26 protein-coding genes are annotated in these 26,669 nt (G+C 70.1%); 18 read left to right on the forward strand and 8 right to left on the reverse strand.

Annotation, left to right across the window (positions count from 1 at the left end; translation table 11 throughout):
- The first annotated feature begins 9 nt into the window (after positions 1-9).
- From V1457_RS08295 to V1457_RS08315, 5 genes are all read left to right on the forward strand, one after another.
- Entirely contained in the window at positions 10-816 is an 807-nt protein-coding gene (locus tag V1457_RS08295) for a DUF4097 family beta strand repeat-containing protein (RefSeq protein WP_200068740.1), read from the forward strand.
- 190 nt (positions 817-1,006) lie between these two features.
- A complete protein-coding gene (gene dnaK, locus V1457_RS08300) occupies positions 1,007-2,893 on the forward strand; it encodes a molecular chaperone DnaK (RefSeq protein WP_200068741.1) in 1,887 nt (628 codons plus the stop codon).
- Positions 2,890-3,642, forward strand: a complete 753-nt coding sequence (grpE, locus tag V1457_RS08305; RefSeq protein ID WP_295139627.1) for a nucleotide exchange factor GrpE — start codon at positions 2,890-2,892, stop codon at positions 3,640-3,642. The genes dnaK and grpE overlap by 4 nt, the downstream gene beginning before the upstream one ends.
- 376 nt (positions 3,643-4,018) lie before the next feature.
- Entirely contained in the window at positions 4,019-5,212 is a 1,194-nt protein-coding gene (gene dnaJ / locus V1457_RS08310; RefSeq protein ID WP_200068742.1) for a molecular chaperone DnaJ, read from the forward strand.
- 2 nt (positions 5,213-5,214) lie between these two features.
- The gene (locus V1457_RS08315) at positions 5,215-5,706 is read left to right on the forward strand and encodes a heat shock protein transcriptional repressor HspR (protein WP_295139631.1); all 492 of its coding nucleotides are present in this window, start codon (positions 5,215-5,217) and stop codon (positions 5,704-5,706) included.
- A gap of 5 nt (positions 5,707-5,711) precedes the next feature.
- Here the strand turns inward: V1457_RS08315 and V1457_RS08320 are convergent, their stop codons facing one another.
- Complete coding sequence (locus V1457_RS08320) at positions 5,712-6,815, reverse strand: FAD-binding oxidoreductase (protein WP_200069328.1); 1,104 nt, start codon at positions 6,813-6,815, stop codon at positions 5,712-5,714.
- A 482-nt stretch (positions 6,816-7,297) separates the two neighbouring features.
- Between V1457_RS08320 and V1457_RS08325 the strand changes: the two genes are divergently transcribed.
- The 5 genes from V1457_RS08325 (at position 7,298) to clpB (ending at position 14,872) form a co-directional block, all read left to right on the forward strand.
- Positions 7,298-7,780, forward strand: coding sequence for a MarR family winged helix-turn-helix transcriptional regulator (locus V1457_RS08325; protein WP_295139633.1), 483 nt, complete (start codon positions 7,298-7,300; stop codon positions 7,778-7,780).
- Between the two features lie 193 nt (positions 7,781-7,973).
- Entirely contained in the window at positions 7,974-8,513 is a 540-nt protein-coding gene (locus tag V1457_RS08330; RefSeq protein ID WP_200068743.1) for a MarR family winged helix-turn-helix transcriptional regulator, read from the forward strand.
- Positions 8,510-11,128, forward strand: coding sequence for an MFS transporter (locus V1457_RS08335; protein WP_407074757.1), 2,619 nt, complete (start codon positions 8,510-8,512; stop codon positions 11,126-11,128). The genes V1457_RS08330 and V1457_RS08335 overlap by 4 nt, the downstream gene beginning before the upstream one ends.
- A gap of 2 nt (positions 11,129-11,130) precedes the next feature.
- A complete protein-coding gene (locus V1457_RS08340) occupies positions 11,131-11,979 on the forward strand; it encodes a YceI family protein (RefSeq protein ID WP_338602123.1) in 849 nt (282 codons plus the stop codon).
- Positions 11,980-12,289: 310 nt separating this feature from the next.
- A complete protein-coding gene (clpB, locus tag V1457_RS08345) occupies positions 12,290-14,872 on the forward strand; it encodes an ATP-dependent chaperone ClpB (protein ID WP_200068746.1) in 2,583 nt (860 codons plus the stop codon).
- A gap of 60 nt (positions 14,873-14,932) precedes the next feature.
- Here clpB and V1457_RS08350 read toward each other — a convergent pair whose 3' ends face one another.
- Positions 14,933-15,127: a DUF397 domain-containing protein gene (locus V1457_RS08350; protein ID WP_338602128.1), complete on the reverse strand. Its 195-nt coding sequence runs from the start codon at positions 15,125-15,127 to the stop codon at positions 14,933-14,935.
- On the reverse strand, positions 15,124-15,975 hold the full coding sequence (locus V1457_RS08355; protein WP_338602131.1) for a helix-turn-helix transcriptional regulator: 852 nt from the start codon (positions 15,973-15,975) through the stop codon (positions 15,124-15,126). Before V1457_RS08355 ends, V1457_RS08350 begins: the two co-directional genes overlap by 4 nt.
- A gap of 312 nt (positions 15,976-16,287) precedes the next feature.
- On the opposite strand from V1457_RS08355, the gene V1457_RS08360 reads away from it, so the two are divergent.
- On the forward strand, positions 16,288-16,518 hold the full coding sequence (locus V1457_RS08360; RefSeq protein WP_338602134.1) for a hypothetical protein: 231 nt from the start codon (positions 16,288-16,290) through the stop codon (positions 16,516-16,518).
- A 386-nt stretch (positions 16,519-16,904) separates the two neighbouring features.
- Here V1457_RS08360 and V1457_RS08365 read toward each other — a convergent pair whose 3' ends face one another.
- The gene (locus V1457_RS08365; protein ID WP_338602137.1) at positions 16,905-18,128 is read right to left on the reverse strand and encodes an MFS transporter; all 1,224 of its coding nucleotides are present in this window, start codon (positions 18,126-18,128) and stop codon (positions 16,905-16,907) included.
- A gap of 87 nt (positions 18,129-18,215) precedes the next feature.
- Here V1457_RS08365 and V1457_RS08370 point away from each other — a divergent pair, with 87 nt between their 5' ends.
- The 5 genes from V1457_RS08370 to V1457_RS08390 all read left to right on the forward strand — a co-directional run bounded on the left by V1457_RS08370 (position 18,216) and on the right by V1457_RS08390 (position 22,015).
- Entirely contained in the window at positions 18,216-18,845 is a 630-nt protein-coding gene (locus V1457_RS08370; RefSeq protein ID WP_295146325.1) for a TetR/AcrR family transcriptional regulator, read from the forward strand.
- A 190-nt stretch (positions 18,846-19,035) separates the two neighbouring features.
- Positions 19,036-19,890 (forward strand): hypothetical protein, encoded by an 855-nt coding sequence (locus V1457_RS08375; protein ID WP_338602142.1) that lies wholly within the window; start codon positions 19,036-19,038, stop codon positions 19,888-19,890.
- 38 nt (positions 19,891-19,928) lie between these two features.
- Entirely contained in the window at positions 19,929-20,702 is a 774-nt protein-coding gene (locus V1457_RS08380; protein WP_200068751.1) for an SDR family oxidoreductase, read from the forward strand.
- Between the two features lie 95 nt (positions 20,703-20,797).
- Entirely contained in the window at positions 20,798-21,346 is a 549-nt protein-coding gene (gene pyrE, locus V1457_RS08385; RefSeq protein ID WP_200068752.1) for an orotate phosphoribosyltransferase, read from the forward strand.
- 18 nt (positions 21,347-21,364) lie between these two features.
- Positions 21,365-22,015 carry an RNA methyltransferase gene (locus V1457_RS08390; protein WP_200068753.1) on the forward strand — a complete coding sequence of 217 codons (651 nt, stop codon included), beginning with the start codon at positions 21,365-21,367 and terminating at the stop codon, positions 22,013-22,015.
- 24 nt (positions 22,016-22,039) lie between these two features.
- Here V1457_RS08390 and V1457_RS08395 read toward each other — a convergent pair whose 3' ends face one another.
- The 4 genes from V1457_RS08395 to V1457_RS08410 all read right to left on the reverse strand — a co-directional run bounded on the left by V1457_RS08395 (position 22,040) and on the right by V1457_RS08410 (position 25,049).
- Positions 22,040-22,702 (reverse strand): DedA family protein, encoded by a 663-nt coding sequence (locus V1457_RS08395; protein WP_200069331.1) that lies wholly within the window; start codon positions 22,700-22,702, stop codon positions 22,040-22,042.
- Positions 22,703-22,818: 116 nt separating this feature from the next.
- Complete coding sequence (locus V1457_RS08400) at positions 22,819-23,043, reverse strand: hypothetical protein (protein WP_200068754.1); 225 nt, start codon at positions 23,041-23,043, stop codon at positions 22,819-22,821.
- A gap of 86 nt (positions 23,044-23,129) precedes the next feature.
- Positions 23,130-24,308, reverse strand: a complete 1,179-nt coding sequence (nagA, locus tag V1457_RS08405; protein WP_338602150.1) for an N-acetylglucosamine-6-phosphate deacetylase — start codon at positions 24,306-24,308, stop codon at positions 23,130-23,132.
- Between the two features lie 162 nt (positions 24,309-24,470).
- Complete coding sequence (locus V1457_RS08410) at positions 24,471-25,049, reverse strand: SigE family RNA polymerase sigma factor (RefSeq protein WP_374220912.1); 579 nt, start codon at positions 25,047-25,049, stop codon at positions 24,471-24,473.
- A gap of 84 nt (positions 25,050-25,133) precedes the next feature.
- On the opposite strand from V1457_RS08410, the gene V1457_RS08415 reads away from it, so the two are divergent.
- Positions 25,134-25,415: a YciI family protein gene (locus V1457_RS08415; RefSeq protein WP_200068757.1), complete on the forward strand. Its 282-nt coding sequence runs from the start codon at positions 25,134-25,136 to the stop codon at positions 25,413-25,415.
- A gap of 194 nt (positions 25,416-25,609) precedes the next feature.
- The gene (fbaA, locus tag V1457_RS08420) at positions 25,610-26,644 is read left to right on the forward strand and encodes a class II fructose-bisphosphate aldolase (RefSeq protein WP_200068758.1); all 1,035 of its coding nucleotides are present in this window, start codon (positions 25,610-25,612) and stop codon (positions 26,642-26,644) included.
- Positions 26,645-26,669 lie beyond the last annotated feature (25 nt).

A 26,669-nucleotide genomic window follows, 5' to 3' on the forward strand; every position in this document is an offset into this window, starting at 1 on the left:
GAAGCGTTCATGCTCTCGAACAAGGCGGCCGTCACCGGCGTCGCGCTGCTGCTGGTCACCGCCGGGTGCGGTGGATACGACGGGGTGGTCGTGAACAGCTCCGACTCCGCCGAGCCGAGCGAGTCGGCCGTGGTGACCACGCCGCTCGACGGCATCACCGAGGTGCGGCTCGACGCCCGCAGCGCCGGGGTCGACGTGCGCAGCGCGCCGGGTGCGCGCGCGGAGGTCCGCCAGGAGATCGAGACGCACGAGGGCGGCGACCCGAACCGGCCGCGGCACCAGGTGGACGGCACGTCCCTGCGGCTCCGGGACTGCGGGCGGGACTGTTCGATCCGGTACGTCGTGACGCTTCCCGAACCGGTACCGGTCACCGGTGAGCTGACGTCCGGGGCGTTGGACGTCGACGGGATGCGCGAGGTCGACGTGACCGGCGGTTCCGGGCGGCTGAAGGTGGCGCGGGTCGACGGTCCGGTGCGGGTGCGCACCACCACCGGGCGGATCGAGCTGGACGGTGTCCGAGGCAGCGTGGACGTTGAAAGCACCACCGGGCAGCTCACCGGCGAGGACGTTTCCGCGGGCACCGTCGCGGCGAAGCTCCGGTCCGGCCAGATCGACCTCGGCCTCACGGCACCGCGCGACGTCCGCGCCGAGACCGGGACCGGCACGATCGCGCTGCGGGTTCCGGACGGGCCGTACCGGGTGGACGCGCAGGCGGGTGTCGGCTCGCGGGACGTCCGGGTCGCCGAGGATCCCGGCTCGGACCGGCGGCTCGCGTTGCGCGTCGAGACCGGCGGCATCGAGGTCGAACCCGGCTGATCGCACGAAAGTGTCGATCTCCGCGGGAACTCTTCGTGCTGCGCACGCGTTGTTCAGGCAGAAACCTTGAGCCACCGGCGCTCAAATCCGGTTTGACGGCCGTTGGACCCGGCCGGTAGAAGTTGAGTTGGTAAGGCTCAACGGACTAACCGGTCCTGGGCGCATGAGCATGAAGCAGGAGGAAACATCCATGGGGCGAGCGGTCGGTATCGACCTGGGGACGACCAACTCCGTCGTTTCCGTCCTCGAAGGCGGTGAATCGACGGTCATCGCCAACTCCGAGGGCTCGCGGACGACGCCGTCCATCGTCGCCTTCGCGAAGAACGGCGAGATCCTCACCGGGCAGCCCGCGAAGAACCAGGCGGTGACCAACGTTGACCGCACCATCCGGTCGGTCAAGCGGCACATGGGCACCGACTGGAAGACCGAGGTCGACGAGAAGGCGTACACGCCGCAGGAGATCAGCGCGCGAGTGCTGATGAAGCTCAAGCGCGACGCCGAGGCGTACCTGGGTGAGGAAGTCACCGACGCGGTGATCACCGTTCCGGCCTACTTCGAGGACGCGCAGCGGCAGGCCACCAAGGAGGCCGGCCAGATCGCGGGGCTCGAGGTGCTGCGCATCGTGAACGAGCCGACCGCGGCCGCGCTCGCCTACGGCCTGGACAAGGGCGAGAAGGAGCAGACCATCCTGGTCTTCGACCTCGGTGGCGGCACCTTCGACGTGTCCCTGCTGGAGATCGGCGAAGGCGTGGTCGAGGTCCGCGCCACCAGCGGTGACAACCTGCTCGGCGGCGACGACTGGGACGAGCGGATCGTCGACTGGCTGGTCGAGAAGTTCAAGAGCTCGAACGGCATCGACCTGACCAAGGACAAGATGGCCCTGCAGCGGATCAAGGAAGCCGCGGAGAAGGCCAAGATCGAGCTGTCCAGCTCCTCCACCGCCAACATCAACCTGCCCTACATCACGGTCGACGCGGACAAGAACCCGCTGTTCCTGGACGAGACGCTGTCCCGCGCCGAGTTCCAGCGGATCACCTCCGACCTGCTCGAGCGCACCCGCAAGCCGTTCGAGTCCGTGGTGCGCGACGCGGGCACGAAGGTCGCCGACATCGACCACGTGGTGCTCGTCGGCGGGTCCACCCGGATGCCCGCGGTCAGCGACCTGGTCAAGGAGCTGACCGGCGGCAAGGAGCCGAACAAGGGCGTCAACCCGGACGAGGTCGTGGCCGTCGGTGCCGCGCTGCAGGCCGGCGTGCTGCGCGGCGACGTCAAGGACGTGCTGCTGCTGGACGTGACCCCGCTGTCCCTGGGCATCGAGACCAAGGGCGGGATCATGACCAAGCTCATCGAGCGCAACACCACGATCCCGACCAAGCGCTCGGAAACCTTCACCACCGCCGACGACAACCAGCCCTCGGTGCAGATCCAGGTCTTCCAGGGTGAGCGCGAGATCGCCGCGCACAACAAGAAGCTCGGCATGTTCGAGCTCACCGGGCTGCCGCCGGCGCCGCGCGGCGTGCCGCAGATCGAGGTCTCGTTCGACATCGACGCCAACGGCATCGTGCACGTCAACGCCAAGGACCACGGCACCGGCAAGGAACAGTCGATGACCATCACCGGCGGCTCGGCGCTGCCGAAGGAGGACATCGACCGGATGGTCGCCGACGCCGAGGCGCACGCCGAGGAGGACAAGAAGCGCCGCGAGGAGGCCGACGCCCGCAACCAGGCCGAGACCCTCGTCTACCAGACCGAGAAGGTGCTCACCGACAACGACGAGAAGTTGCCGGACGAGACCAAGACCAAGGTCCGGACCGCGATCGACGAGGTCAACGAGTCGCTCAAGGGTGAGGACGTCTCCGCCATCCAGTCCGCGGTGGAGAAGCTGGCGACCGAGTCCCAGGCGCTCGGCCAGGCCCTCTACGCCGACACCGGTGCGGACGCGGCCGGTGCCGCGGGTGATGCCGGTGCCGCGGGCGCCGCTGGTGCCGGTGCCACCGCAGGCGGGCAGAGCTCCGGTGCGGACGACGTGGTGGACGCCGAGATCGTCGACGACGAGGACGAAAAGAAGAAGAAGTGACCTCCGAGAGCTCAGGCAACTCCGACCGGCAGCAGGCGCCGCAGGACGGCGAGCAGGAGCCGGTGGTGGTCCGGGACCGGCGGCGGATCGATCCGCAGACCGGGCAACGACGAGCCGGCACCGAGCAGGAACAGGTGGCAGAGAGCATGTCCGGCACGCTGGACGAGGAACTGGCCAAGGTCGCCGATGAGCCAACCGAGGGCGACTCGGCGGCGGCCGGTGAGCAGGACGGCGCCGCCGAGGATGCCGCGGCCGAGGGGTCCGAGGAAGCCGGCCTGCGCAAGCAGGTCGACGAACTCACCCAGGACGTCAAGCGGGTCACGGCGGAGTACGCCAACTACCGCAAGCGGATCGAGCGCGACCGGGAATCGGTGATCAACTCCGCGAAGGCGTCGGTGGCCGAAGACCTGCTCACCGTGCTCGACGACGTGGAGCGGGCCGAGGCGCACGGCGACCTCACCGGCGCGTTCAAGTCGGTGGCCGACAAGCTCGTCGGTTCGCTGACGAACGCGGGCCTGGAGGCGTTCGGCCAGGAAGGCGACGAGTTCGACCCCTCGGTGCACGAGGCGGTCCAGCACGACACTTCCGCCGAGGTCTCCGGGCCGACCGTGACGACCGTGCTCCGGCGCGGGTATCGGTTCGGCGAACGGGTGCTGCGGCCCGCGATGGTCGCGGTCACCGACCACGAGCCGGAGGCCGCGGCACCGCCGGACGACGGCGCCGCCGCGGGCGAGGACACGGCGCAGTGAGATCGCGACCTCGACCGGTCGTCCCCGCCCGGGAACAGCCGGGCGGGGACTCCGGCGAGCCCGCGCGGCTCTGCGTGCGCGCTGCGCTGCGCCCTGCCGCTGCGGTGCGCCCTGCGTCGAGCGCTACGTCGCGCAGGGCGGCGCAGGCCGCAGCGGTACGCGCGGAACCGGACGGGGTCGCAGTGCGCATCCCCGCGATGAACGGTCTTGCACGGAATTGCCGGGGACGGGCCGGTGCGCAGCCGGTCCGTCCGGCTCCGGCCGCTGGTCGGCCCGGCACCGCCCGGTCGGCCGCCGGAACTCCGCCCCGCCCGGTGCGGGGCGGCTCGGCGCAGCGAGACCGGAGCCGGATGGGACACGAGAGGAGGGTCGCCCGGTGAGTGCCAGGGAATGGCTCGACAAGGATTTCTACGGCGAACTGGGCGTCTCGTCCGATGCGTCGGCAGACGAGATCAAGAAGGCGTACCGGAAGCTGGCGCGGGAGAACCACCCCGACGCCAATCCGGGCGACACCAAGGCCGAGACCAAGTTCAAGGCGGTCTCCGAGGCGTACGGCGTGCTGTCCGACCCGGAGAAGCGCAAGCAGTACGACGAGGCCCGCAGGTTGTTCGGCAGCGGCCTCGGCGGCGGGCACGGCGGTTTCGGCGGCTTCGGCACCGGTGCGGGCACCGGCACCACCGGCGGTTTCGACATCGGTGACCTGTTCGGCGGCGGCCGTCCCGGCGGTGGTGCGGGCGGCGGACTCGGTGACCTGTTCGGCGGGCTGTTCGGCAACAGCCGGCGCGGCGGCGGTGCGGGCACCGCGAACCGTCCGCAGCGCGGTTCCGACGTGGAGACCGAGGTGCGCATCGACTTCGCCGAAGCGGTGCGCGGGGCGACGGTGCCGCTGCGGCTGTCCAGCCCGGCCACCTGCCTGACCTGCCACGGTTCCGGCGCTAGGCCGGGGACCCGCGCGCACACCTGCAGCACCTGCTCGGGTGCCGGGCTGGTGACCCGCAACCAGGGCGCGTTCGCGTTCAGCGAGCCCTGCCCGGACTGCCGCGGTCGCGGTCAGATCATCGACCACCCGTGCCCGGACTGCCGCGGCGAAGGCGTGGCCAACCGCAACCGGACGCTGACCGTGCGGATCCCGCAGGGCGTCAACGACGGCCAGCGCATCCGGCTGGCCGGTCAGGGCGAACCGGGCCGCAACGGCGCCGCGGCCGGCGACCTGTTCGTGGTGGTGCACGTGGAGCCGCACAAGTTGTTCGGACGATCCGGTGACGATCTGACGATCACCGCTCCGGTGACCTTCCCCGAGCTGGCGCTCGGCACTACGTTGACCGTGCCGACCCTGGACGGGAAGGTCTCGCTGAAGGTGCAGCCCGGTACCGCCAGCGGGCGGACGCTGCGGGTGCGCGGCAAAGGTGTGGGCAGGAAGTCCGGCGGCAGCGGTGATCTGCTGGTCACCGTGCAGGTCGTCGTTCCGTCCAAACTGGACGATGATGCGACCGAGGCGCTGCAGTCGTACGCGGCGGCCACCGGCGACCACGAGCCGCGTGCGGAGTGGGACGAGCAGCTCGGGAGGTAGGCATGGGTGACGGTCGGCGCGGCGCGAAGTTCAACATGACGGTCGGCTTCCCGCCCGGAGCCACCGAGGACAGCCCGATCTTCGTGATCTCCGTGGCCGCCGAACTGTCCGGCCTGCATGCCCAGACGCTGCGCAGCTACGACCGGCTCGGCCTGGTATCGCCGGGGCGCACCCCGGCGGGCGGGCGCCGCTACTCGGCCCGCGACATCGCGCTGCTGCGCGAGGTGCAGCGGCTGTCCCAGGAGGAAGGCGTCAACCTCGCCGGGATCAAGCGCATCATCGAGCTCGAGAACGAGGTCGACGCGCTGCGGGACAAGGTGCAGGGCTTGATGGACGAGCTGACCGCGGCTTACGCGGCCGCGGAGCAGACCGCGGCGCAGGTGCACGCCTCCTACCGCCGCGATCTCGTCCCGGTCCGGCAGGAGACCGCGCTGGTGGTGTGGCAACCCCAGGGCGAGCAGAGCCTGCGCGGTCAGCGGCGCAACCGCCGCTGACCGGCTCAGTCCAGGGTGAACGGGTCGTAGTGGATCCGGTCCAGCGGCGTTCCCGCGACCAGCAGCTTCGACACCGTTGCCCGGATCATGGCCGGTGAGCCGCTGACGAACACCTCGCGGTCCTCCCACGAACCGTGCCCGGCCACCACGTCGGCCAGCGTGCCGTGTTCGGCGCCCGTCGCCGACGGGTCGTCCTCCAGCACCGGCGTGACCGAGAACCACGGGTTCGTCATCGCCACCCGCTGCAGGTTCTCCAGGTCGTAGAGGTCGTCCCGGGTGCGGCCGCCGTAGAACAGCCGCACGTCCGGGTTCTGCCCGTACTGCGCCAGTTCCTCGATGACCGACCGCATCGGTGCCAGCCCGGTGCCGCCCGCGATCATCAGCACGTCCGGTCCTTCTTCGCGGTCGACCTGCAGCTGCCCCATCGGCGCGCCGATCCGCCACTCGTCGCCGAGCTGCGCGTGCCCCACCAGCGCCCGGCTCACCCAGCCCCCGTCCACGGCGCGGACGTGGAACTCCAGCACGCCGTCCTCGGCCGGAGCGTTGGCGGGCGTGAGGTAGCGCCACAGGCGCGGCCGCTGCGGCACCTCGACGCTGACGTACTGGCCAGGCTGGTACGGCACCGGGTGGTCGGTGCGCACTCGGATGATCGCCACGTCCCAGCCCAGCCGCTGGTGGTCGACGACCTCCCCCTCGTACCAGGCGGGGCCCTCGTCCTCGGCGGCCGCTTCGATCATCGCCGAGGCCATCACGGTGTAGCCCTCGGCCCAGGCGCGTTCCACCGTCTCGGTCCAGCTGTCCCCGGCGAACTTCTTGATCGCCGCCAGCAGTGCGGTGCCCACCGCCTCGTAATGCGCGGACACGACGCCGAACTTGCGGTGGTCGCGGCCGAGCTGGTGCAGGAACGGCCGCAGGTCGTCCGGCCTGTCGATCATCTGGATGATGTGCACCAGCGCCCGCATCAACCGGCTGCGCTGCACCTGCATGTTGACCGAGAACAGCTCGCGGGTGTTCGGGGCCAGGCTGAACAGCATCCCGTAGAAGAACTGCGCGACCTCGTCCGAACGCGGTTCCACGACGGCCCAGGTCTCCCGGATCAGGTGGACCATCTGGCTCGCGCGGGAGTCCGTCGGCCGGTTCGGGCGCGGTCCCGGGCTCAGTACGGCGTTCGCTGTCATTGGGTCGCGGTCTCCACGTTGGCCGAAGGCATCCGGACATTATCCGCACCGGTGCTGATTTGGCGTCCCCGGCTCGGCACCTTAACGCGTGGCCGTGCGCACTTATCCAGCGCGGTTTGCACTCGACATGTCGATCGTGCCGGCGACGAACGGGGTGATCCTGCATCTGCCGGTGTGGGGCTGGTGCGCCTCGTGGCACTGTGCGCATGTCCCCTTTCCGACCGTGCTGATTCTGCTGCGGCACCGACGGATGCCGACTTCGCCGCGAAGTGCGAGCGCCGAGCGGGCCCGTTCCGCTCAGCCCGGCACAGCCCGTGTCGGGACACCCCCGGGCGAGGTGCAACACAGCACGAGCGGGACACTGACGGTGCTTGGGAACTGCGGACAGTGCAGGACGGCGGGCGGAGACAGCCGTGATCGATCGGATCGAAGCACCGGTGGAGAACCTCGGTGGGACCGGCGACGGCGAGCGTCGCGGCGCGGCCGAAGCGGTGGAGCGCGAGCTGGTGATGATGTTCCGGCGCGCGCGGAACTTCTCCATGACGGTGGCGGCGCAGGTGCACCCGGACCTGGACCCGGCCTCCTACAGCCTGCTGCTGATGGTCGACGACGCCGGATCGTTGCGCGGGATGGACGTCGCGGACCGCACCGGGCTGGACAAGTCCACGGTCAGCAGGCAGATCGCGACGCTGGTGGAGCTGGATCTGCTGGAGCGGGTGCCGGATCCGGACGACGGCCGGGCGCGGCGCATCCAGTTGTCCGCCTCCGGCCGGTCGCGGCTGGCGAACGTCCGCGAGCAGCGGCGCAAGCACCTGCACGGCGAGTTCGCGCACTGGTCCACCGCCGACCTCAAGGACCTGTCCCGGCTGCTTTCCCAGCTCAACACCATGTTCTGAGGCTTCCTGCGGCGCGCCCGGACGTTCGCGGGCGGCGCCTGTTCCCGAACGGCCGAACCCGGCCGGTTCGGTGATCGGCACGACCGTACAAGTTGCTCCTGTTGGCCGTAGTGGCGACCGCCACTGGCAAATAACTTGCCTAAAGCAACTAACGGCCCATATAGTTGCGTGCAGCAACTAAAGGACTGGGTTTATGGGACCAACACCTGAATCGTGCGGAGCACTGCTGCGGCCGCTGCGCGCCCTGATCGGCCTCAAGCAGATCGCGGTGCAAACGCTCAACCAGCACGTCCACACCGACCTGCCCTACGCCGCCACCGGTCTGCTCGGAGAGCTCGTGCACTGCGGGGAATCCCGGGCTTCCGAACTCGCCGCGCACCGCGTCGTCGACGCGTCCGTGGTCAGCAGACAGGTGTCCCAGCTCGAGCAGGCCGGCCTGATCACCCGCCGCGCCGACCCGCAGGACCGCCGCGTCGCGCTGCTGCGGGCGACTCCCGAGGGCGAGCAGGCGCTGGCCCGCATCGAACGCGGCCGCGCCGAGTGGCTCAGCACCGCCCTGCAGGACTGGGACGAGCAGCAGGTCCGCGAGCTGGCCGGACTGCTCGACAGCTGCGTCGCCGACATCCGGGCCGCGGCGCTGCCGCCGGCACCGCAGGCGACCCCGGCACCGCAGCCGACCGAGCACCAGACCGGCACCCACCCCGGCCCGCCCGCGCAGAAAGGAACCAGATGACCCGCTCGACGATCGGCGAAGCCGCGCCGACGAGCTCACCAGCACCGCCAAGCGGTCGGCACCAGCGGGCCGAGGACACGCTGACCAGCGACTCGCCGATGACCCATCGGCAGATCCTGGAGGCGATGTCCGGGCTCATGCTCGCGCTGCTGGTCGCGATCCTGAGCTCGACGATCGTGTCCAACGCCCTGCCGCGCATCCTGGCCGACCTGGGCGGCAGCCAGAGCCAGTACACCTGGGTGGTCACCGCGATGCTGCTGACCTCCACGGCCTCCACCCCGATCTGGGGCAAGCTCTCCGACCTGTTCAGCAAGAAGCTGCTGTACCAGATCGCGATCACCATCTTCACCCTCGGATCGGTGCTGGGCGGGTTCGCGCAGTCGATGCCGATGCTGATCGGGTTCCGCGCGGTGCAGGGCATCGGCATGGGCGGTCTGCAGGCGCTGATCCAGGTCGTGATCGCGGCGATGGTCTCGCCGCGCGAACGCGGCCGCTACAGCGGCTACATCGGCGCCACGTTCGCCGTCGCCACCGTCAGCGGACCGCTGGCCGGCGGCTTGATCGTGGACTCGCCGCTCGGTTGGCGCTGGTGCTTCTGGGTGACGGTGCCGATCGCGGTGATCGCGTTCATCGTGCTCGGCCGCACGCTGAAGCTGCCGGTGATCAAGCGCGACGTGCACATCGACTGGTTCGGCGCGTTGTTCCTGGTCGGTGGTGTGAGCCTGCTGCTGATCTGGGTTTCGCTGGCGGGCAAGCAGTTCCCGTGGGCATCGCCGGAGACCGCGGGCTTCGTCGGTGGCGGCGTGCTGGCGCTGATCATCGCGTTGATCATCGAATCGAAGGTGCGCGAGCCGATCGTGCCGCTGGGCATGTTCCGCAACCGGGCGATCACGCTGGCGACCATCGGCACCGTCGCGGTCGGCACCGCCATGTTCGGCGGTTCGGTGTTCCTCGGCCAGTACTTCCAGATCGCGCGCAGCTACACGCCCACCTACGCCGGGTTGATGACGCTGCCGATGGTGCTGGGGCTGTTCGTTTCCTCCACCGTCTCCGGGCAGATCATCTCGCGGGGCAGCGGCAAGGTGAAGCCGTTCCTGGTCTTCGGCTCGCTGATGCTGATCGCGGGCACGGGGCTGCTGTCGACCATGGACCACACCACCAACCTGGTCCTGGTCGGCGTGTACCTGGCGATGATGGGCATCGGTGTCGGCTCGCTGATGCAGAACCTGGTGCTGACGGTGCAGAACGTCACCGCCAGCGCGGACATGGGTTCGGTGACCTCGGTGGTCACGTTCTTCCGCACGCTGGGCGGCTCGGCCGGGGTGTCGGTGCTCGGCGCGGTGCTGGCCACGCGGGTCAGCGAATACGTCAACGAGGGCCTGGCCGCGATGGGCGTCCCGGTGGGGGCCGGTGGTGCCTCCGCGGGCGGCGGTTCGCTGGACGTCGGTGCGCTGCCCGGCCCGATGCAGGAGATCGTGCGTTCGGCCTACGGAGATGCGATCGGGGACATCTTCTTCGTCTCCGCCTGCATCTCGGTGGTGACGCTGCTGGCCGTGCTTTTCATCAAGGAGGTTCCACTGCGCAGGACGATCGGAACGCAGGACGACGTGCGCGGCGAAGCTGTGGACAGCCCTCTCGAGGTTGTGGACAACTCCGTGGGGACGGAGACCGCGCCGATCACTCGCCAGAGTGATTCCGCGCAGCTTGCGGGCGTGCGGGCAGCGGTCCCGAGGCCCGCTGACGAGCCTGTGGACAACTCTGTGGGCAACTATTCCCACGCCTGGTCAACCGGACCTCGATCCGGTGGCGTCGAGGCGAACGGCAGCTATCTCTCCGGTGATCTCGCGAGTGCCGGAACGGGTACCGGCGGGCTGTTCGTGCACGGCACCGCGCAGGATTCGACTGGCGCTGCGGTCACCGGTGTGGTGCTGACCCTCGCCGACGCGCAGGGCAGGCAGGTCGAACGGACCCGCACCACCGCGGACGGCGACTACCGGCTGACCGTCGCCACCGGCGGCACCTACGTGCTGATCGCCTCGGCGGGCAACTACCAGCCCACCGCGTCGATGGTCGTGGTCGGCGACCGGCCGGTGCGGCACGACGTGCGGATGTTCGGCTCCGGCACGGTCGACGGCGTGGTGCGGTCCGGGGATCTGGTGGTCGCGGGAGCGACGGTGGTGCTCACCGACGTGCGCGGTGAGGTCGTGGACTCCCTGCGGGCCGGGGACGACGGAGCCTTCCGGTTCGGTGACCTCGTCGGCGGTTCCTACGCGCTGACCGCCACCGCCGACGGCTTCCGCCCGATGGCCACCCCGGTCACCGTCGCCGACGGCCAGCGCACGTCGATCGACGTGGCACTGCCATCGGCGGCCGCGCTCACCGGCGTGGTGCGCTCGGCGAACCTCGGGCTGCCGGTGCCGGACGCGCGGGTGACGTTGCTCGACGCGTCGGGCGAGGTGGTGCTGGCGACGACCACCGACGGCGACGGCAACTACACCTTCACCGACCTCGCGGACGGGGACTACACCGTGATCGCCACCGGGTACCCGCCGGTCGCGACCCCGCTGCGGCTGGACGGGCAACGCGCCACGCACGACGTGGAGTTGGGGTACTGAGGATGACGGCGGTACACGAAGGGAGCGGGAACGCGGTGGACGGCAAGTCCGGGGCCGTGACGGCGACGGTGCGCACCGGGGACGGCTGGCCCGTCCCGGAGGCGGCGCTGACCGTCATCGACGGCGGCGGCGCGCAGATCGCCAGGGTGCAGGGCGACGCCGATGGCGCGGCGACGGCGAGCGGACTGGCCGCAGGCACCTACACCGCGATCGTCACCGCGCTCGGCTACGAGCCGGTCGCCCGCACCACGATGGTCCGCGACGGCGCACCGGCTTCCCTCGGCGTGGTGGAGCTGCGCCGGGCCGGGGCCGCCGAGCTGCCCGCGGAGGGGTTGTGGCGGATCGACCCGGTGCACTCGTCGGTGCGGGTCAGCGCCCGGCACCTGGGCATCACCAGCATCCACGGCCGGTTCACCGACTTCTCCGGTGACGTGTGGATCGCCGATTCGGTGGAGCGGTCCTCGGTCGCCGTGCGCATCGACGCGGCCAGCGTGGACACCGCCAACGCGCAGCGCGATGAGCACCTGCGCAACGAGGACTTCCTGCACGTAGAGAAGTACCCGGAGATCAGCTTCGCCTCCACCGGGTTGCGGCCGGCAGGCGGGGAGCGCTGGGAACTCGTCGGTGATCTGACGCTGTGCGGAGTGACCAGGCAGGTCAAGCTGGACACCCACTACTCCGGTGTCGGGCCGGACCCGTGGGGCGGGATGCGGGCGTCGGCCTCGGCGACAACCGAGCTGCATCGCGAGGACTTCGCGATCACGTTCAACCAGGCTGTGCGCACCGGGATCGCCGCCATCGGCACCACGTTGCGGGTGGACATCGACATCCAGGCGGTCCAGCAGGACTGACGCCGCGCTCGCACCGCTGAGGGCCGTTCGCCGAACACGGGCGAGCGGCCCTTTTGCGTGCGTGATCAGGGGCGGAAGCTCGGGTGGTGGAGGCGGCGACGGTAACTCGCCGTGTCGGAAAAATACGGTGCGCCACGATGATGTTCGTGTAATATTGAGCGCAACGGACTCAACTTTCCTGTTGGTGCCGCTCGCGGCGGTTCCTGTTCCGACTTCGGATCGGGCGCCATCGAGCGGCGCGGCAGGTGTGCACGGCGGCATTTCGACGCGAGCATGGTGACCCGCGAGCGATGCCCGGCGAGGTGGAGGAATGGACGCTTTCAACCCGACCACGAAGACCCAGCAGGCGATCTCCTCGGCAGCGCAGGCCGCGACGGTCGCAGGCAATCCCGATGTCGTCCCGGCCCGGCTGCTCGGGGCCCTGCTGGCGCAGGGAGACGGGCTCACCGCGCCGCTGCTGTCGGCCGTGGACGCCGACCCGGCCGCGGTGCGCAGCGAAGTGGAGGGGTTGATCGGCGGCCTGCCCACCGCTTCGGGCTCGACCGTTTCGGCGCCGCAGCTGTCCCGGGACGCGGTGAAGACGCTGACCCACGCGCAGCACCTCGCGACCGAGATGGGCGACGACTACGTCTCCACCGAGCACCTGCTGGTCGGCCTGGCCGCCGAGGGCGGACAGGTGGCCGACCTGCTGCGCAGGCACGGCGCCACGCCGGACGCGCTGCGCGAGGCGTTCTCCGATGTGCGCGGTTCCGCCCGCGTGTCCAGCCCGGATCCGGAGGGCACGTACCAGGCGTTGGAGAAGTACGGCCAGGACCTCACCGACCGCGCCCGCAAGGGCGACCTGGACCCGGTGATCGGCCGCGACTCGGAGATCCGCCGGGTGGTGCAGGTGCTGTCCCGGCGCACGAAGAACAACCCGGTGCTCATCGGCGAACCGGGCGTCGGCAAGACCGCCATCGTGGAGGGCCTGGCGCAGCGGATCGTGGCCGGTGACGTGCCGGAGTCGCTGCGCGGCAAGCGGGTCGTCGCGCTCGACCTCGGTTCGATGGTCGCGGGCGCGAAGTACCGCGGGGAGTTCGAGGAGCGACTCAAGGCGGTGCTCAAGGAGATCACCGACTCCGCGGGCCAGGTCATCACGTTCATCGACGAGCTGCACACCATCGTCGGCGCCGGTGCCACCGGTGAGGGCGCGATGGACGCGGGCAACATGATCAAGCCGATGCTCGCGCGCGGTGAGCTGCGCATGGTCGGCGCGACCACGCTGGACGAGTACCGCGAGCACATCGAGACCGACGCCGCGCTGGAGCGGCGGTTCCAGCAGGTGATGGTCGGTGAGCCGAGCTCGCAGGACACCGTGGCGATCCTGCGCGGGCTCAAGGAGCGCTACGAGGTGCACCACGGCGTGCGGATCACCGATGGCGCGCTGGTGGCGGCCGCGACGCTGTCCGACCGCTACATCCCCGCGCGCTTCCTGCCGGACAAGGCGATCGACCTGGTGGACGAGGCCGCGTCCCGGCTGCGGATGGAGATCGATTCGCGGCCGGTGGAGATCGACGAGGTGGAGCGCGCGGTGCGCCGCCTGGAGATCGAGGAGATGGCGCTGGCCAAGGAATCCGACCCGGCTTCGGCGGATCGGCTGGCGACGCTGCGCGGCGAGCTCGCCGACCGGCGCGAGCAGCTCTCCGAGCTCACCGTGCGCTGGCAGGGCGAGAAGGAGTCCATCGACAAGGTCCGCGACCTCAAGACCCAGCTCGAACAGCTCCGCGGCGAGTCCGAGCGCGCCGAGCGCGATGGTGACCTGGGCAAGGCCGCCGAGCTGCGCTACGGCCGGATTCCGGCGCTGGAGAAGGAACTGGCGGAGGCGACCGAGGAGCAGACCGAGCAGAAGGCGATGTTGCAGGAGGAGGTCACTCCGGACGACGTGGCCGGCGTGGTCAGCTCCTGGACCGGCATCCCCGCCGGGCGTCTGATGGAGGGCGAGACGGCGAAGCTGCTGCGCATGGAAGACGAGCTGGGAGCCCGCGTGGTCGGCCAGGCCGAGGCGGTGCGCGCGGTGTCCGATGCGGTGCGGCGCACTCGCGCCGGGGTCGCCGATCCGGACCGGCCGACCGGTTCGTTCCTGTTCCTCGGACCCACCGGCGTCGGCAAGACCGAGCTGGCGAAGGCGCTGGCCGGGTTCCTGTTCGACGACGAGCGGGCGATGATCCGGGTGGACATGAGCGAGTACTCCGAGAAGCACTCGGTGGCTCGCCTGGTCGGTGCACCGCCCGGCTACGTCGGTTACGACCAGGGCGGTCAGCTGACCGAGTCGGTGCGCCGCAGGCCGTACTCGGTGGTGCTGCTGGACGAGGTGGAGAAGGCGCACCCGGACGTGTTCGACGTGCTGCTGCAGGCGCTCGACGACGGGCGGCTCACCGACGGGCAGGGCCGGACGGTGGATTTCCGGAACACGATCCTGGTGCTGACCTCGAACCTCGGATCGCAGGCGATCGCGGATCCGAACCTCACCGAGCAGCAGCGGGACGAGGCGGTCATGACGGTGGTGCGCTCGCAGTTCAAGCCGGAGTTCCTGAACCGGCTGGACGACGTGGTGGTGTTCCACTCGCTGTCCACCGAGGAGCTGACGTCCATCGTGGACATCCAGGTGGACCGGCTGGCGCAGCGGCTGGGCCAGCGGCGGCTCACCTTGGACGTGCGCCCGGCGGCGCGCGATTGGCTGGCGATCAACGGTTTCGACCCGATCTTCGGCGCGCGGCCGCTGCGGCGGCTGGTGCAGTCGGCGATCGGTGATCAGCTGGCCAAGCAGCTGCTGGCGGGTGAGGTCCGGGACGGCGACAAGGTGATCGTGGACGTCACCGACGACAACTCCGCGCTGACGGTCCAGGCGGCCTGATCGCCGCCAGTGCGGTGTGGGGACCGAATCGAGGTGAACGGTCCCCGCACCGCACGCGTGTCAGCGGTCGTAGCGGCCGGACTTGATCGCTGTGAGGAACGCGGACCACTGAGTGCTGTCCGCGGTGAGGTAACCGGCCGCGCGATTCTTGGTGTCGCGCACCGCGGCGCCGGTGCCGAGACTGCCGACTTCGACGCAGTTGGATACCTGGTGCGAACGACCGGACTTGCGCCAGTTCGTGGGGGCCGACTTCATGGTTCTGCACCTTCCAGGTCGCGGGCGGTATCGGCGATGAGCTTCGCTGATTGGTCTCGGCTCATCGCCACCAGTTGCAGCCTAGCCAACGCGGATTGATAAGGACTGACTTCGTCGTCGCCGTAGAGGAAAACGCCGGACGCATAGTGCTCCAGATGGACGATCGGCGAGGTCTTCGGGAAGTCGAAGAAGCGGAACGATCCGGCGTGCGCTGGGTGCCAGTGTTCGGAGACGGAGGGCAGCACGTTGATGGTGACGTTCTCGCGCTCTGTCATGACTCCGAGGTGCCGGAGTTGTTCTCGCATGGTCGATTTTCCTCCTAGTCGGTCGCGCAGTGCGGTCTCGGAGATGAATGCAGCGAACGTGACCGGATCCCGCTGTGTCAGAATTTCACGACGACCCATTCGCATCGCGACATAAGGCTCGATTTCATCCGTCGACATGTCGGCCATGATGGCGCGAGCATAATCGGCCGTTTGCAATAGGCCGGGGATGACGCTTGTAGAGACGTCGACGATTTTCGTGGAGGTGCGCTCGAACTCGATTAGTCTTGTCAGCTCTCGTCGGATTCCTTGACCGGTGTCGAGCCAGTTCGGCTGGTCGGCACCCTTGGCCATGTCCACGAGCGAGGTGTACCGCGAGCCGGTCACGCCGAGGATGGTCAGGATCTGCGCAACGTCCTCGGGTTTGGGCGTGCGGGTGCCGGTTTCGTAGCGGGATACCGAGACGTAGCTGACGCCGATCCGATCGGCGAGTTCCTGTTGGATCAAGCCGGCTTCGAGCCGGCACTCGCGAAGCTCGGCGCCGAGAGCGCGGGCCTTCGGGGTGTGTTCCGATTTTCCGGTCATGAAAATGATCCTACGAAACTAGCGCCGGAAAGATCACCCCTCGATCGGGGTATTGATGCGACATTTACTTGGTCCGATCATTCATCGGTAAGCGTTGGTAATCGTGATCGTCCCGGGGGTGCTGAGTGGCGGTGTGGGCGGCGTCGTGTGGGCCGGTGGATTCGTTCTGGCACGTGGTGCGGCGGACGGATGGGGGTGTGTTGCCCGCGGTGTGCGGGGTTTTCGTGTACGGGCCGTTGCATCTGCGGCGTGGCGAGTGTCCGGATGGGGTATTCGACCGCGATGCGTGCCGGAAGTGTCTGGATGCCTGCGATGTCTGAGGTGTCCGCGCGGCATTTCTGGCGGCCGAGCGGTGATCTGGTGCGGCACGCCTTCCGCGGGCGCCGCTGGTGCGGGCAGACCGAGGCGACCGCGGTGTGCGGCAGCACCGTGTCGTTGACCGCCGAGGTGGCCGAGCTCGACTGGGTCCGCGCCCCCACCTGCGAAGCGTGCAACGCGGTGCTGCGCAGCGAACTCCCGAAGATCACCGGATTCTTCGGCTGATCCTTGAACTTCCTCGGGCCCGAGCGGCTCTCCCGCCCCTCCGCCCGTGCCCGAGGACGGCCTCCCGCCCGCCGCGACGCCCAGCCCCGACACGGCGCCGCGCGACCGGAGGCCGGCGGGGGCACGCCACTCCTCCCCGGCGCGCCCCCGCACTCGTCTCCCAACGAACGATCTCCCGAGCGAACGGACCGTTCGTCCGAATAGATTGGGCGAACAGGCCGTTCACTCACAACGAAACCGTGCGAAGCGGAGCGGAGATCCCGAGTGAAGGACTCCATCGACCGTTCTATCGGGGCGAATAGGTCCCTCACTCCGAACGGAACTGCGCTGGTCGGGCGGCGTGTGGGCGTGTCGGGCGGGAAATTCCGCGGGAGGAGCGGACGCGCTCAGGTGCGGACGTGGGTGCTGGTCCAGGCGACGGTGGCGAACAGCGCGGCGGCGATCGCGAAGATCAGCGTCGAGGTGGTCAGGCCGATGTGGGTGGTGAGGATCCCGAGGACCACGCTCGGTACCGCCGAGGACAGGTACGCCACCACGTAGATCATCGACGCGGTGCCCGCACGGCTGTCCGGATCGGCCAGCGCCGTCATCAGCCGGAAGCCGCCCACGAACATCAGTCCCCAGCCGATCCCGAGCACCACGGCTCCGCCGAAGAACATCGCGGCGCTGCCGACGAGCACCGACGCCGCGACCCCGGCGAGCCCGACGATCAGCAGCGGAGCCGCGACGCGGACCGAACGCCGCCCGCTCCATCCGGAAAGCAGCAGCTGCGCGATCGCGCCGACGCCGGTCACCGCGCCCACCGCGAGACCGCCGATCAGGTAAGAGCCTCCGCCGACCAGGCCCTTGGCGACCGACGGCCCGAGGGACATGAACATCCCGCCGACCGACCAGGTCGCCAGCATCGTCGTCGCGAGCAGTGCGAAGACCTTCCCGCGGCCCGCGGGCACGGTGGGTCGTTGTGGTCGCAACGAGTCGCGCAGCGACCCGCTCACCAGCACCGGCTCGGGCGTCGCCCAGAGCACCGCCAGCGAGACCGCGAACCCGGCGATCAGCAGCAGGTAGCTCAACGTCGTGGGCATCGGTGCGAACTGCACCAGCAACCCGGCCGCGGCCGAACCGACCGCCATGCCCGCTCCGGCGGCCACCGCGTTGATCGTCGCTCCGCGACCCGTCCCCGCGGGCTGGAAATCCAGCAGCGAACCGCTGATCGCGCTGGTCGCCGCGCCGGTGGCGATCCCTTGCAGCACGCGGCCCAGGAACAGCCAGCCCACGCCGGGCGCGAACGCCAGCACCACCATCGACACGATCTCCAGTGCCACCGAGGCCAGCAGCACCGGACGCCTGCCGATCCGGTCCGACAAACCGCCCAGCAGCACCAGCGCCGCGAGGATGCCGACCATGTACACGGCGAAGACCTCGGTGAGCACCGTCGCCGAGAATCCCCAGCGCTGCTGGTAGATCGCATACATCGGAGAAGGCGCGGTGGAGGCCATCAGGAACAGCGCCAGCAGCCCGCCCACGGACCAGAACGCCTGTCGCCGGGTCAGCGTCCGCCGCGGAGTCAGTGCGGCGGCGGGACGGTCGGGCGCGAGCTGCGGAGCGGACATGATCCTCCTCCTTGCGGAACGGATGACTCCGCTCCGCCGCAACCCGCCCGCGGAACGGATGATTCCGCTCCGGCGTAGAGTGTGGTCGTGACCACAGCGCAGCGGCCGATCAGCTATGCCGACCGGGTCATCACCGCGGCCCGGGAAGTGTTCGCCGAACAGGGCTTCAACGCCCCGATCTCGGAAGTGGCCGCCCGCGCGGGCGTCGGCGTGGCCAGCATCTACCGGCGCTACCCGAGCAAGACGCAGCTCGCCGAGGAAGTGCGGATCAGCTGCCTGCAGCGGATCGCGACCGAAGCCGCCGAGGCCCGTGCCGCGGAAGCCGATCCGTGGCGTGCGTTCACCCGATTCCTGTTCCGCTGCTTGGCGGAGGACAGTGGAGTCGGCACCGTGCTGCCGCCGGACGACCAGCCGCACTCGCCGGAGTACCGGCAGGCGCGCCAGGAGATGTCCGAGGCCGTCGAGGCCCTGGTCCGCGCCGCGCACGAAGCAGGCGAACTGCGCGGCGACTTCGTGGCGGCCGACGTGGTGCTGCTGTTCAAACACCTCAACCCGGCGTTGCCGACCGATGAGCCGCGGCGTGCCGAACTCCGCTCGCGCTACCTGGCGCTGGTGATCGAGGGCCTGCGGGCTTCCGGAGCGCGTGCCGCGCTTCCGGGCGCCGAGCCGGACTGGAGCGAGGTGCACGCGATGCGGGAGCCCGACGACCTCGCCTGACCCGGCTGCCGCGAGCGGGTCGTGCACCGCCCCCGGCCACCGCCCGGACGGCTCAGCGCGCACGCCCGTGCGTGTCCGATTGATCACTCCGAGGGTCGTCCGCCCAGCGCACATGGCACGGATGGCGCAATTCGCGACGCAGGGCCCCGGCGATCTTCGCGGTGGCGGACCTCGGGACTACCCTGCCCGTGTGGGTATCCCTGCCTGGGTCTGGTTCCTGATCGCCGTCGTAGCCGTCGCGGCCGGTGTCGCGCTGCTGATCGCCGACCGCGCGCGCCGCGCCCCGACCAACCGCGAACGCCGCCGCTGGGCCGCGCTGCGCGGCTGGCAGTTCGCCGAAGCCGACCAAGTGCTGCCGAGCAGGTGGGAGCGCGGCGCGCTCGCCCAGCACCACGGCGGCAGCGCCACCGACGTGGTCGCCGGGTCGACGTTCACCGCGGACGGTCGCAGGCAGGTCTACGTCCTCGACCTCACCGTCGGCGGCAGGGTCGCCACCGTGCTCGCCGGGGTGCGGTGCCGCCGGAAGGTCAGCACCACCATCGAGCTGTGGCAGCCGGACGTGCCGGTGCCGCAGGACTCCGGACTGGACCTGCTCGGCCCGGTCGGGTCCCGCTACGCCTTCGTCACCGAGGTCGCCGCGGCCCGCCCGCTGGTCACCCCGGCCATGGTCGAGGCGGCCGAAGAGGTCGGCGGCGACGTCACCGTCGTGTGGCTGGAGCAGGACTGGGTGCTGGCCGCCATCGAACCGGACGCCGCCGACCCGGCCCGGCTGGAACGCCTGCTGCGTTCGCTGGGTGAGCTCGCGGACTTGATCGACCCGTTCGAGACGGATCCGAACGAGCAGGAGCACGCCGCGGACGAGCAGCGGGCCGACGAGGACGTTCTCGACGTCGACAACGGCACGGAAGTTCTCGACGTCGAGGACGACACCGAATCGCCCGACGATGAACCGACCGAGCGCACCGGCCGCACCGGCGCGACCTCCCCGGCCGACACGAACGACACCGTGAAGATGCAGCGGGAGCACTCGGAAAACCAGTCCTGAAACCGGTCCGTTCGACCGAACCGGTTACGGTGCCACCCATGCCTACCGCACTCGTGACCGGCCCGACCTCCGGGATCGGCAACGCCTTCGCCCGGCGGCTGGCCGCAGAGGGCCACGACCTGGTGCTGGTCGCCAGGGACGCCGCGCGGCTGGAGGAACTGGCCGCAAGCCTGCGCGAACGGCACGGCGTCGAGGTGGAAGTGCTCGCCGCCGACCTCGCCGACGCGGAGCAGCTCGCCGAGGTGGAGCGGCGCGTCGCCGACGAGCGCCGTCCGGTGGACCTGCTGGTCAACAACGCCGGGTTCGGCACCTCCGGTGCGTTCTGGAACACCGAGTCGGAAACGCTGCGCAAGCAGCTCGACCTCAACGTCGCGGCGGTCCTGCGGCTCACCCACGCGGCCGTGCCGGGGATGCGGGCGCGCGGCGGTGGGGACGTGATCAACGTTTCCAGCGTCGCCGGGTTCTTCTCGGTGTCCGGTTCCACCTACTCGGCCACGAAGTCCTGGGTGACGACCTTCTCCGCCGGGCTCGCCGGTTCGCTGACCGGCTCGGGAGTGCGGGTGCTGGCGCTGTGCGCCGGGTTCACCCGGACCGAGTTCCACCAGCGGGCCGGGCTGGACATGGGGCGGTTGCCGAAGCTGTTCTGGCTGCGCGCCGACGACGTGGTGCACGAGGGCTTGGCCGACCTGCGGCGCGGGAAGTCGGTGTCGATCCCCGGCGCGCAGTACAAGGCCCTGGTGACGGTCGGCAAGCTCATCCCGTTCGGCTTGCAGCGCGCGATCGTCACCCGCACCGTTCCCGGCCGCACCTGAACCCTGCCGCACTTGAACCCTGCCGCACTTGAACCCTGCCGCACTTGAACCCGGCAGCCCGGGCGGGTGCGTCGCGGTGCGTATGCTGGCGGTTCGTGAACCAGCTCGACCAGCGGCAGCGCACCGAACTCGCCCGGCTCGTCACCGATCTCGCCGTGGTGCACGGCAAGGTCACGTTGTCCTCCGGCAAGGAGGCCGACTACTACGTCGACCTGCGCCGGGCCACGCTGCACCACGCCGCTGCTCCGCTGATCGGCTCGCTGTTGCGGGAGCTCACCGCGGACTGGGACTACACCGCCGTCGGCGGCCTGACGCTGGGCGCGGACCCGGTCGCCGCCGCGATGCTGCACGCCGGGGGCGACCCGCTGGACGCCTTCGTCGTCCGCAAGGACGCCAAGTCGCACGGCATGCAGCGGCGCATCGAAGGCCCGGACGTCGCAGGCAAGCGGGTGCTGGCGGTGGAGGACACCTCTACGACCGGCGGCAGCGTGCTCACCGCTGTCGATGCGCTGCGCGAACAGGGCGCCGAGGTCGCCGGGGTGGCGACCGTGGTGGACCGCGCCACCGGGGCGAAAGAAGCCATCGAAGCGGCGGGAGTGCCGTACCGCTCGCTGCTGGGCCTGGCCGATCTCGGGCTGGCCTGACGAGGAGCCGACCGGACAGTGCAGGACCAGGACCAGGTAGGCCCCACCGAGTGGGGTACCAGCGTCGGCGTCGGACCGTGGGAAGGTCCGTGGCCGCAGGACGACCGCTACGACCCGGAGCTGCTGGAAGGCGGCGACCGCCGCAACGTCGTCGACCACTACCGCTACTGGCGCCGCGAGGCCGTCGTCGCCGATCTCGACACCCGCAGGCACGACTTCCACGTGGCCATCGAGAACTTCCAGCACGACCACAACATCGGAACCGTCGTGCGCACCGCCAACGCGTTCGCGGCCCGCGCGGTGCACATCGTGGGCCGCCGCCGCTGGAACCGGCGCGGCGCGATGGTCACCGACCGGTACCAGCACATCCACCACCACCCGGACCTGGCGGCGCTGCGCGAGTTCGCCTCCCGCGAGCAGCTGTCGGTGGTCGCCGTGGACAACACGCCCGGTGCCACCCCGATCGAGCGCACCCCGCTGCCGCGGCGCTGCCTGCTGCTGTTCGGTCAGGAAGGGCCGGGGCTGCGCGAGGACTCCCGCGGGACCGCGGACGTCGTCGTGTCCATCGCCCAGTTCGGTTCCACCCGCTCGATCAACGCGGGCGTCGCTGCCGGGATCGCGATGCACACCTGGGTCGCACAACACGCGAACCCGGACCGAGCCTGGTAACGACCAGGCTCGGCGGGCAACGGCTCAGGCCGCGTCGGTGGCCTTGGTGCGGCGGTTGCGCACGTACTCGAAGATGATCGGCAGGATCGAGATCAGCACGATCACGATCGCCATCGCCTCCAGGTTCTCCTTGATCCACGGGATGTTGCCGAGGAAGAACCCGAGCACGGTCATGCCCGCCGCCCACAGCACCGCGCCGATGGCGGAGTAGGCGAAGAACTTGCGCTGATCCATCTGGCCGACGCCGGCGACCGCGGTGATGAAGGTGCGCACGATCGGCACGAACCGGGCGAGGATGATCGCGCGGGCGCCGTAGCGTTCGAAGAACTCGTGGGTCTTGTCCACGTGCTCCTTCTTGAACAGCTTGGAGTCCGGCTTGTTGAACAGCGCCGGGCCGACTTTCCGGCCGATCCAGTAACCGGTCACGTTGCCGATGAAGGCGCACAGCGAAAGCAGCAGGCAGGTCAGCCAGATCGGCGTGCTGATGGCGCCGGTGCCGACGAACAGGCCGGCCACGAACAGCAACGAGTCACCGGGCAGGAAGAAGCCGACGAGCAGGCCGCACTCGGCGAAGATGATCAGGCAGACGCCGACCAGTGCGAACGGTCCGAGCGAGCGGATGATGTTCTCCGGGTCCAGCCAGGACGGCAGCAGCGCGAGGTTCTCCGGGGCTGCGGCGTGCAGCATCGCGGGGAGTTCGGTGGTCACGGCCGCCAACGGTACCGGTACCCGGTGTGCCTGCGTGCCCAGCCCGGTCATCGACGTGACCTGCGCGGATCCGGTTCAGCGGGGCTCCACCGGGCTCACGGCAGGGACAAGAACGCGAGGATCGCTCCCGCGGCCAGCCCCAGCAGCAGGGCGAACACCAGCGCCGACGCGATCGGCAGCCGGGGGCGGGCGGTTTTCCCGGGTTTCCCGGTGGGCGTCGGGGCGGGCGCCGGCGGCTGCTCCCGTTGGTCGCCACCGGCCGCTTGGGCGCGCAATGCCGCCGAGAGCACGCGCTCCGGGTTCTCCGGCTGGTTGTCCATGAGTCCAGGTTAAAGAGTGCGACAACGAAGGATCGCGCACTGGTGCGTCCGGCTCGGCCGTGGCCGCATCGCGGGCGCTGCGGTGATCAGCTCACCCACGAGCCGTCTTTCATCACGTGGCGCAGCGTCAACTCCTCGTCCAGGAACACCAGGTCCGCGGCCAGTCCCGGGCGCAGCGCCCCCACGCGGTCGCCCGCGCCGAGCAGCTCGGCGGGCCGGGTGGCGGCGGCGGCCACCGCTTCCGGCACGGACAGGCCGCAGCCGGTGACCAGGTTGCGCAACGCCGTGTCCATGGTCAGCGTGCTGCCCGCGAGCGAACCGTCGGCCAGCCGGGCTTCGCCGCCGGAGACCGTGACCGGCAGCTTGCCCAGCTCGTAGGTGCCGTCCCCGGCGTCGGTCGCGCTGATCGCGTCGGTGACCAGCACCGTCCGCCCCGCGCCCGCGTGCCGCGCGGCCAGGCCGGCCACCGTGGGATGCAGGTGCACGAAGTCGCAGATCAGCTCGACGGTCACCCGCTCGTCCGCCAGCAGCGTGCCGACCGGCCCCGGTTCGCGGTGGTGCAGCGGGCGCATCCCGTTGAACAGGTGCGTGGCCACGGTCGCGCCTGCCTCCACTGCGGGCACGATGTCTTCGCGGACCGCGTCGGTGTGCCCGATCGCGGCGATCACGTCCGCATCGGCCAGCTCGCGGACCGCCTCGACGGAGCCGTCCAGCTCCGGGGCGAGCGTCACCATCCGCACCGCGCCGCGGCCCGCGGTGAGCAGCTTGCGCACCGACTGCTGGTCCGGCGCGCGCAGCACCGCCGGGTCGTGCGCGCCGCAGCGGGCCGCGGACAGGAACGGGCCCTCCAAGTGGATCCCGTCCAGCCGCCCGTCCTCGACGAGTTCGCGCAGCGCCGAGATCTGCTTGGTCAGGTCGGCCAGCGGCGCGGACACCAGGCTGGCCAGCATGGTCGTCGTGCCGTGCGCGCGGTGCGCGGCCAGCGCCGCCTCGGCCTGGTCGAGTTCCACGCCGGTGAACGAGCCGCCGCCACCGCCGTGGCAGTGGATGTCGACGAAGCCCGGTACCAGCCAGCCCGCACCGAGGTCGGTGATGTCCGCCGGTCCCGCACCGGGGTCGGTGCTCTCAGGCGGAGTGCCGCTGCCGAGTTCGGCGATGCTCGCACCGGAGAGCCGGATCCAGCCGGGTTCCAGCACGCCCTGCGGCGTGACGATCCGGCTCGCGGCGATCGTGCGGACACCGGTGTCGTCGTGCGCGCTGTGCACTGGTCGTACCCACTTTCCGTTCTGCGCTGCGCCCGGCGTACCCGGTTCACCGGGGCCGCACCGCGCGGAGCGGCGGCGGAACCGCCGCGGACGGTGTGCCGTCCATCTTCCGCCACGGGCGCGCGAGTGGTCTACACCAGCTCGATGTGGTGTTGCCCGCGATCACTCGGTCCGCATGATCTTCTGCAGCGCTTCGAGCGCGCGGCTGGCGGTGGACTTCACGGTGCCCTTCGAGACCCCGGTGGCCTCGGCGATCTCGGCCTCCGAGAGGTTGCCGTAGTAGCGCAGCACGAGCACTTCCCGCTGCCGCGGCGGCAGCCCGGACAGCGCGGCGACGACCGACTGGTGCTCGGCGGTGAGCATCGCCAGCGACTCCGCGGAACGCGCGTCGGCCTGGTGCGGCGGCTGGTACTCCCGCGCGGTCTTGCGCCGCCGCAGCACCGACCGGCTGCCGTTGACCACGGCGGTGCGCAGGTAGCCGAGCGCGGCGTTCGCATCGCGCAGCCCGGACCAGTTGCGGTACAGGCCGGTGAACGCCTCCTGCACGACGTCCTCGGCGGTCGCGGGTTCGTCGACGAGCAGGATCGCCAGGCGCACCATGCGCATCCGCTGCTGGCGGTAGAGGTCTTCGAGGGTGAGCGGCTGGCCGTCGGTCGCAGTGGCCGAGGTGTCGATCGCGCGCAGATGGCCCAAGGTCTTCTCGACGCTGCGTTCGACCCCCGATGAATGATCCCCGAGCATGGCCATGAAGCTACCCGGCTCGCGGTCCCGCGTGTCCCACGGGCGGTAGGGTCCGCGCCGCCGGAGTAGTCAGGGAGGTCCGCAATGGCGAAGTTCGTGGTCGAGATGGTCTACGGCGACGACGAGGAGCACCGGCTCGCGGTGCGCCCGGCGCACCGGGAGTACTCGAAGTCGTTGGCGGACAAGGGCATCCTGCTGGCCGGCGGCCCGTACGCGGACGGCAGGGGCGCGCAGATCATCTACGAGGCCGCCGACGACGCGGAAGTGCAGGCCCTGCTCGACGAGGACCCGTACCTCAAGGAAGGCGCGCTGGCCTCGGCCACCATCCGCGAGTGGAACACCGTCACCGGTGCCTGGGTTTCTTGATCGATCGGCAGGCCGGACCGCTGCTCGTGTGAGGATTCCGACAACGGTGCAGTACCAGACCGATCAAGTTGTTTTCACTGTGACGCGAACGGGTAGCGCTGTCTGAAAGAGGGCCGCGCGGACCTAGCGCGCCCTCGTAGGATTCGGCGCATCTCCCGCCGCCAAGATTCACTCCACCCCGAGGAGGACGACCGATGCCCATCGCCACCCCCGAGGTCTACGCGGAGATGCTGGACCGGGCCAAGGCGAGCGAGTTCGCCTACCCCGCGATCAACGTGACCTCGTCGGAGACGCTCAACGCGGCGCTGCGCGGCTTCGCGGAGGCCGAGAGCGACGGCATCATCCAAGTCTCCACCGGCGGCTCGGAATTCGCCTCCGGCACCAAGGTCAAGGACATGGTCACCGGGTCCGTCGCGCTCGCCGAGTACGCGCACGTGGTGGCCGCGAAGTACCCGGTGAACATCGCGCTGCACACCGACCACTGCCCCAAGGACAAGCTGGACGGCTTCGTCCGGCCGCTGATCCAGATCAGCCAGGAGCGCGTCGCCCGCGGCGAGAACCCGCTGTTCCAGTCGCACATGTGGGACGGCTCCGCGATCGAGCTGCACGAGAACCTGCAGATCGCCAGCGAGCTGCTGGACAACGCGGCCAAGGCGAAGATCGTGCTGGAGCTGGAGGTCGGTGTCGTCGGCGGTGAGGAGGACGGTGTCAGCAACGACATCAACGAGAAGCTCTACACCGCGCCGGGCGACTACGAGCACACCGTGGACGCGCTCGGCGGCGGCGAGAAGGGCCGCTACATGCTGGCCGCGACCTTCGGCAACGTGCACGGCGTCTACAAGCCGGGCAACGTGAAGCTGCGCCCGGAGATCCTCAAGCAGGGCCAGGAGGTCGCCACCCGGAAGCTGGGCCTGCCCGCCGGCTCGAAGCCGTTCGACCTGGTCTTCCACGGCGGTTCCGGTTCGCTGCTGGAGGAGATCCACGAGGCGGTCTCCTACGGCGTGGTGAAGATGAACATCGACACCGACACGCAGTACGCGTTCACCCGCCCGATCGCCGAGCACATGTTCAAGAACTACGACGGCGTGCTCAAGGTCGACGGCGAGGTCGGCAACAAGAAGGTCTACGACCCGCGCAGCTACCTCAAGGCCGCCGAGCAGTCCATGGCCGCCCGCGTCGCCAACGGCTGCGAGACGCTCAAGTCCGCGGGCCGGATGCTGGCCGGCTGAGCAGCAGCTCGCTGATCCGAAACGC

It is taken from the genome of Saccharopolyspora sp. SCSIO 74807, from assembly GCF_037023755.1.
Taxonomy (GTDB): Bacteria; Actinomycetota; Actinomycetes; order Mycobacteriales; family Pseudonocardiaceae; genus Saccharopolyspora_C; species Saccharopolyspora_C galaxeae.

What these genes read in the sequence shown, in the direction of transcription:
- V1457_RS08395 (WP_200069331.1), bottom strand. Translation starts at nt 22,702, where the DNA reads ATGCTGCACGCCGCAGCCCCGGAGAACCTCGCGCTGCTGCCGTCCTGG.
- V1457_RS08355 (WP_338602131.1), bottom strand. Translation starts at nt 15,975, where the DNA reads ATGACCGGAAAATCGGAACACACCCCGAAGGCCCGCGCTCTCGGCGCC.
- V1457_RS08315 (WP_295139631.1), top strand. Translation starts at nt 5,215, where the DNA reads ATGGGTGACGGTCGGCGCGGCGCGAAGTTCAACATGACGGTCGGCTTC.
- fbaA (WP_200068758.1), top strand. Translation starts at nt 25,610, where the DNA reads ATGCCCATCGCCACCCCCGAGGTCTACGCGGAGATGCTGGACCGGGCC.
- V1457_RS08380 (WP_200068751.1), top strand. Translation starts at nt 19,929, where the DNA reads ATGCCTACCGCACTCGTGACCGGCCCGACCTCCGGGATCGGCAACGCC.
- V1457_RS08365 (WP_338602137.1), bottom strand. Translation starts at nt 18,128, where the DNA reads ATGTCCGCTCCGCAGCTCGCGCCCGACCGTCCCGCCGCCGCACTGACT.
- V1457_RS08415 (WP_200068757.1), top strand. Translation starts at nt 25,134, where the DNA reads ATGGCGAAGTTCGTGGTCGAGATGGTCTACGGCGACGACGAGGAGCAC.
- dnaK (WP_200068741.1), top strand. Translation starts at nt 1,007, where the DNA reads ATGGGGCGAGCGGTCGGTATCGACCTGGGGACGACCAACTCCGTCGTT.
- V1457_RS08410 (WP_374220912.1), bottom strand. Translation starts at nt 25,049, where the DNA reads ATGCTCGGGGATCATTCATCGGGGGTCGAACGCAGCGTCGAGAAGACC.
- V1457_RS08340 (WP_338602123.1), top strand. Translation starts at nt 11,131, where the DNA reads ATGACGGCGGTACACGAAGGGAGCGGGAACGCGGTGGACGGCAAGTCC.
- V1457_RS08400 (WP_200068754.1), bottom strand. Translation starts at nt 23,043, where the DNA reads ATGGACAACCAGCCGGAGAACCCGGAGCGCGTGCTCTCGGCGGCATTG.
- V1457_RS08360 (WP_338602134.1), top strand. Translation starts at nt 16,288, where the DNA reads ATGTCTGAGGTGTCCGCGCGGCATTTCTGGCGGCCGAGCGGTGATCTG.
- V1457_RS08335 (WP_407074757.1), top strand. Translation starts at nt 8,510, where the DNA reads ATGACCCGCTCGACGATCGGCGAAGCCGCGCCGACGAGCTCACCAGCA.
- clpB (WP_200068746.1), top strand. Translation starts at nt 12,290, where the DNA reads ATGGACGCTTTCAACCCGACCACGAAGACCCAGCAGGCGATCTCCTCG.
- V1457_RS08330 (WP_200068743.1), top strand. Translation starts at nt 7,974, where the DNA reads ATGGGACCAACACCTGAATCGTGCGGAGCACTGCTGCGGCCGCTGCGC.
- V1457_RS08320 (WP_200069328.1), bottom strand. Translation starts at nt 6,815, where the DNA reads ATGGTCCACCTGATCCGGGAGACCTGGGCCGTCGTGGAACCGCGTTCG.
- V1457_RS08350 (WP_338602128.1), bottom strand. Translation starts at nt 15,127, where the DNA reads ATGAAGTCGGCCCCCACGAACTGGCGCAAGTCCGGTCGTTCGCACCAG.
- V1457_RS08295 (WP_200068740.1), top strand. Translation starts at nt 10, where the DNA reads ATGCTCTCGAACAAGGCGGCCGTCACCGGCGTCGCGCTGCTGCTGGTC.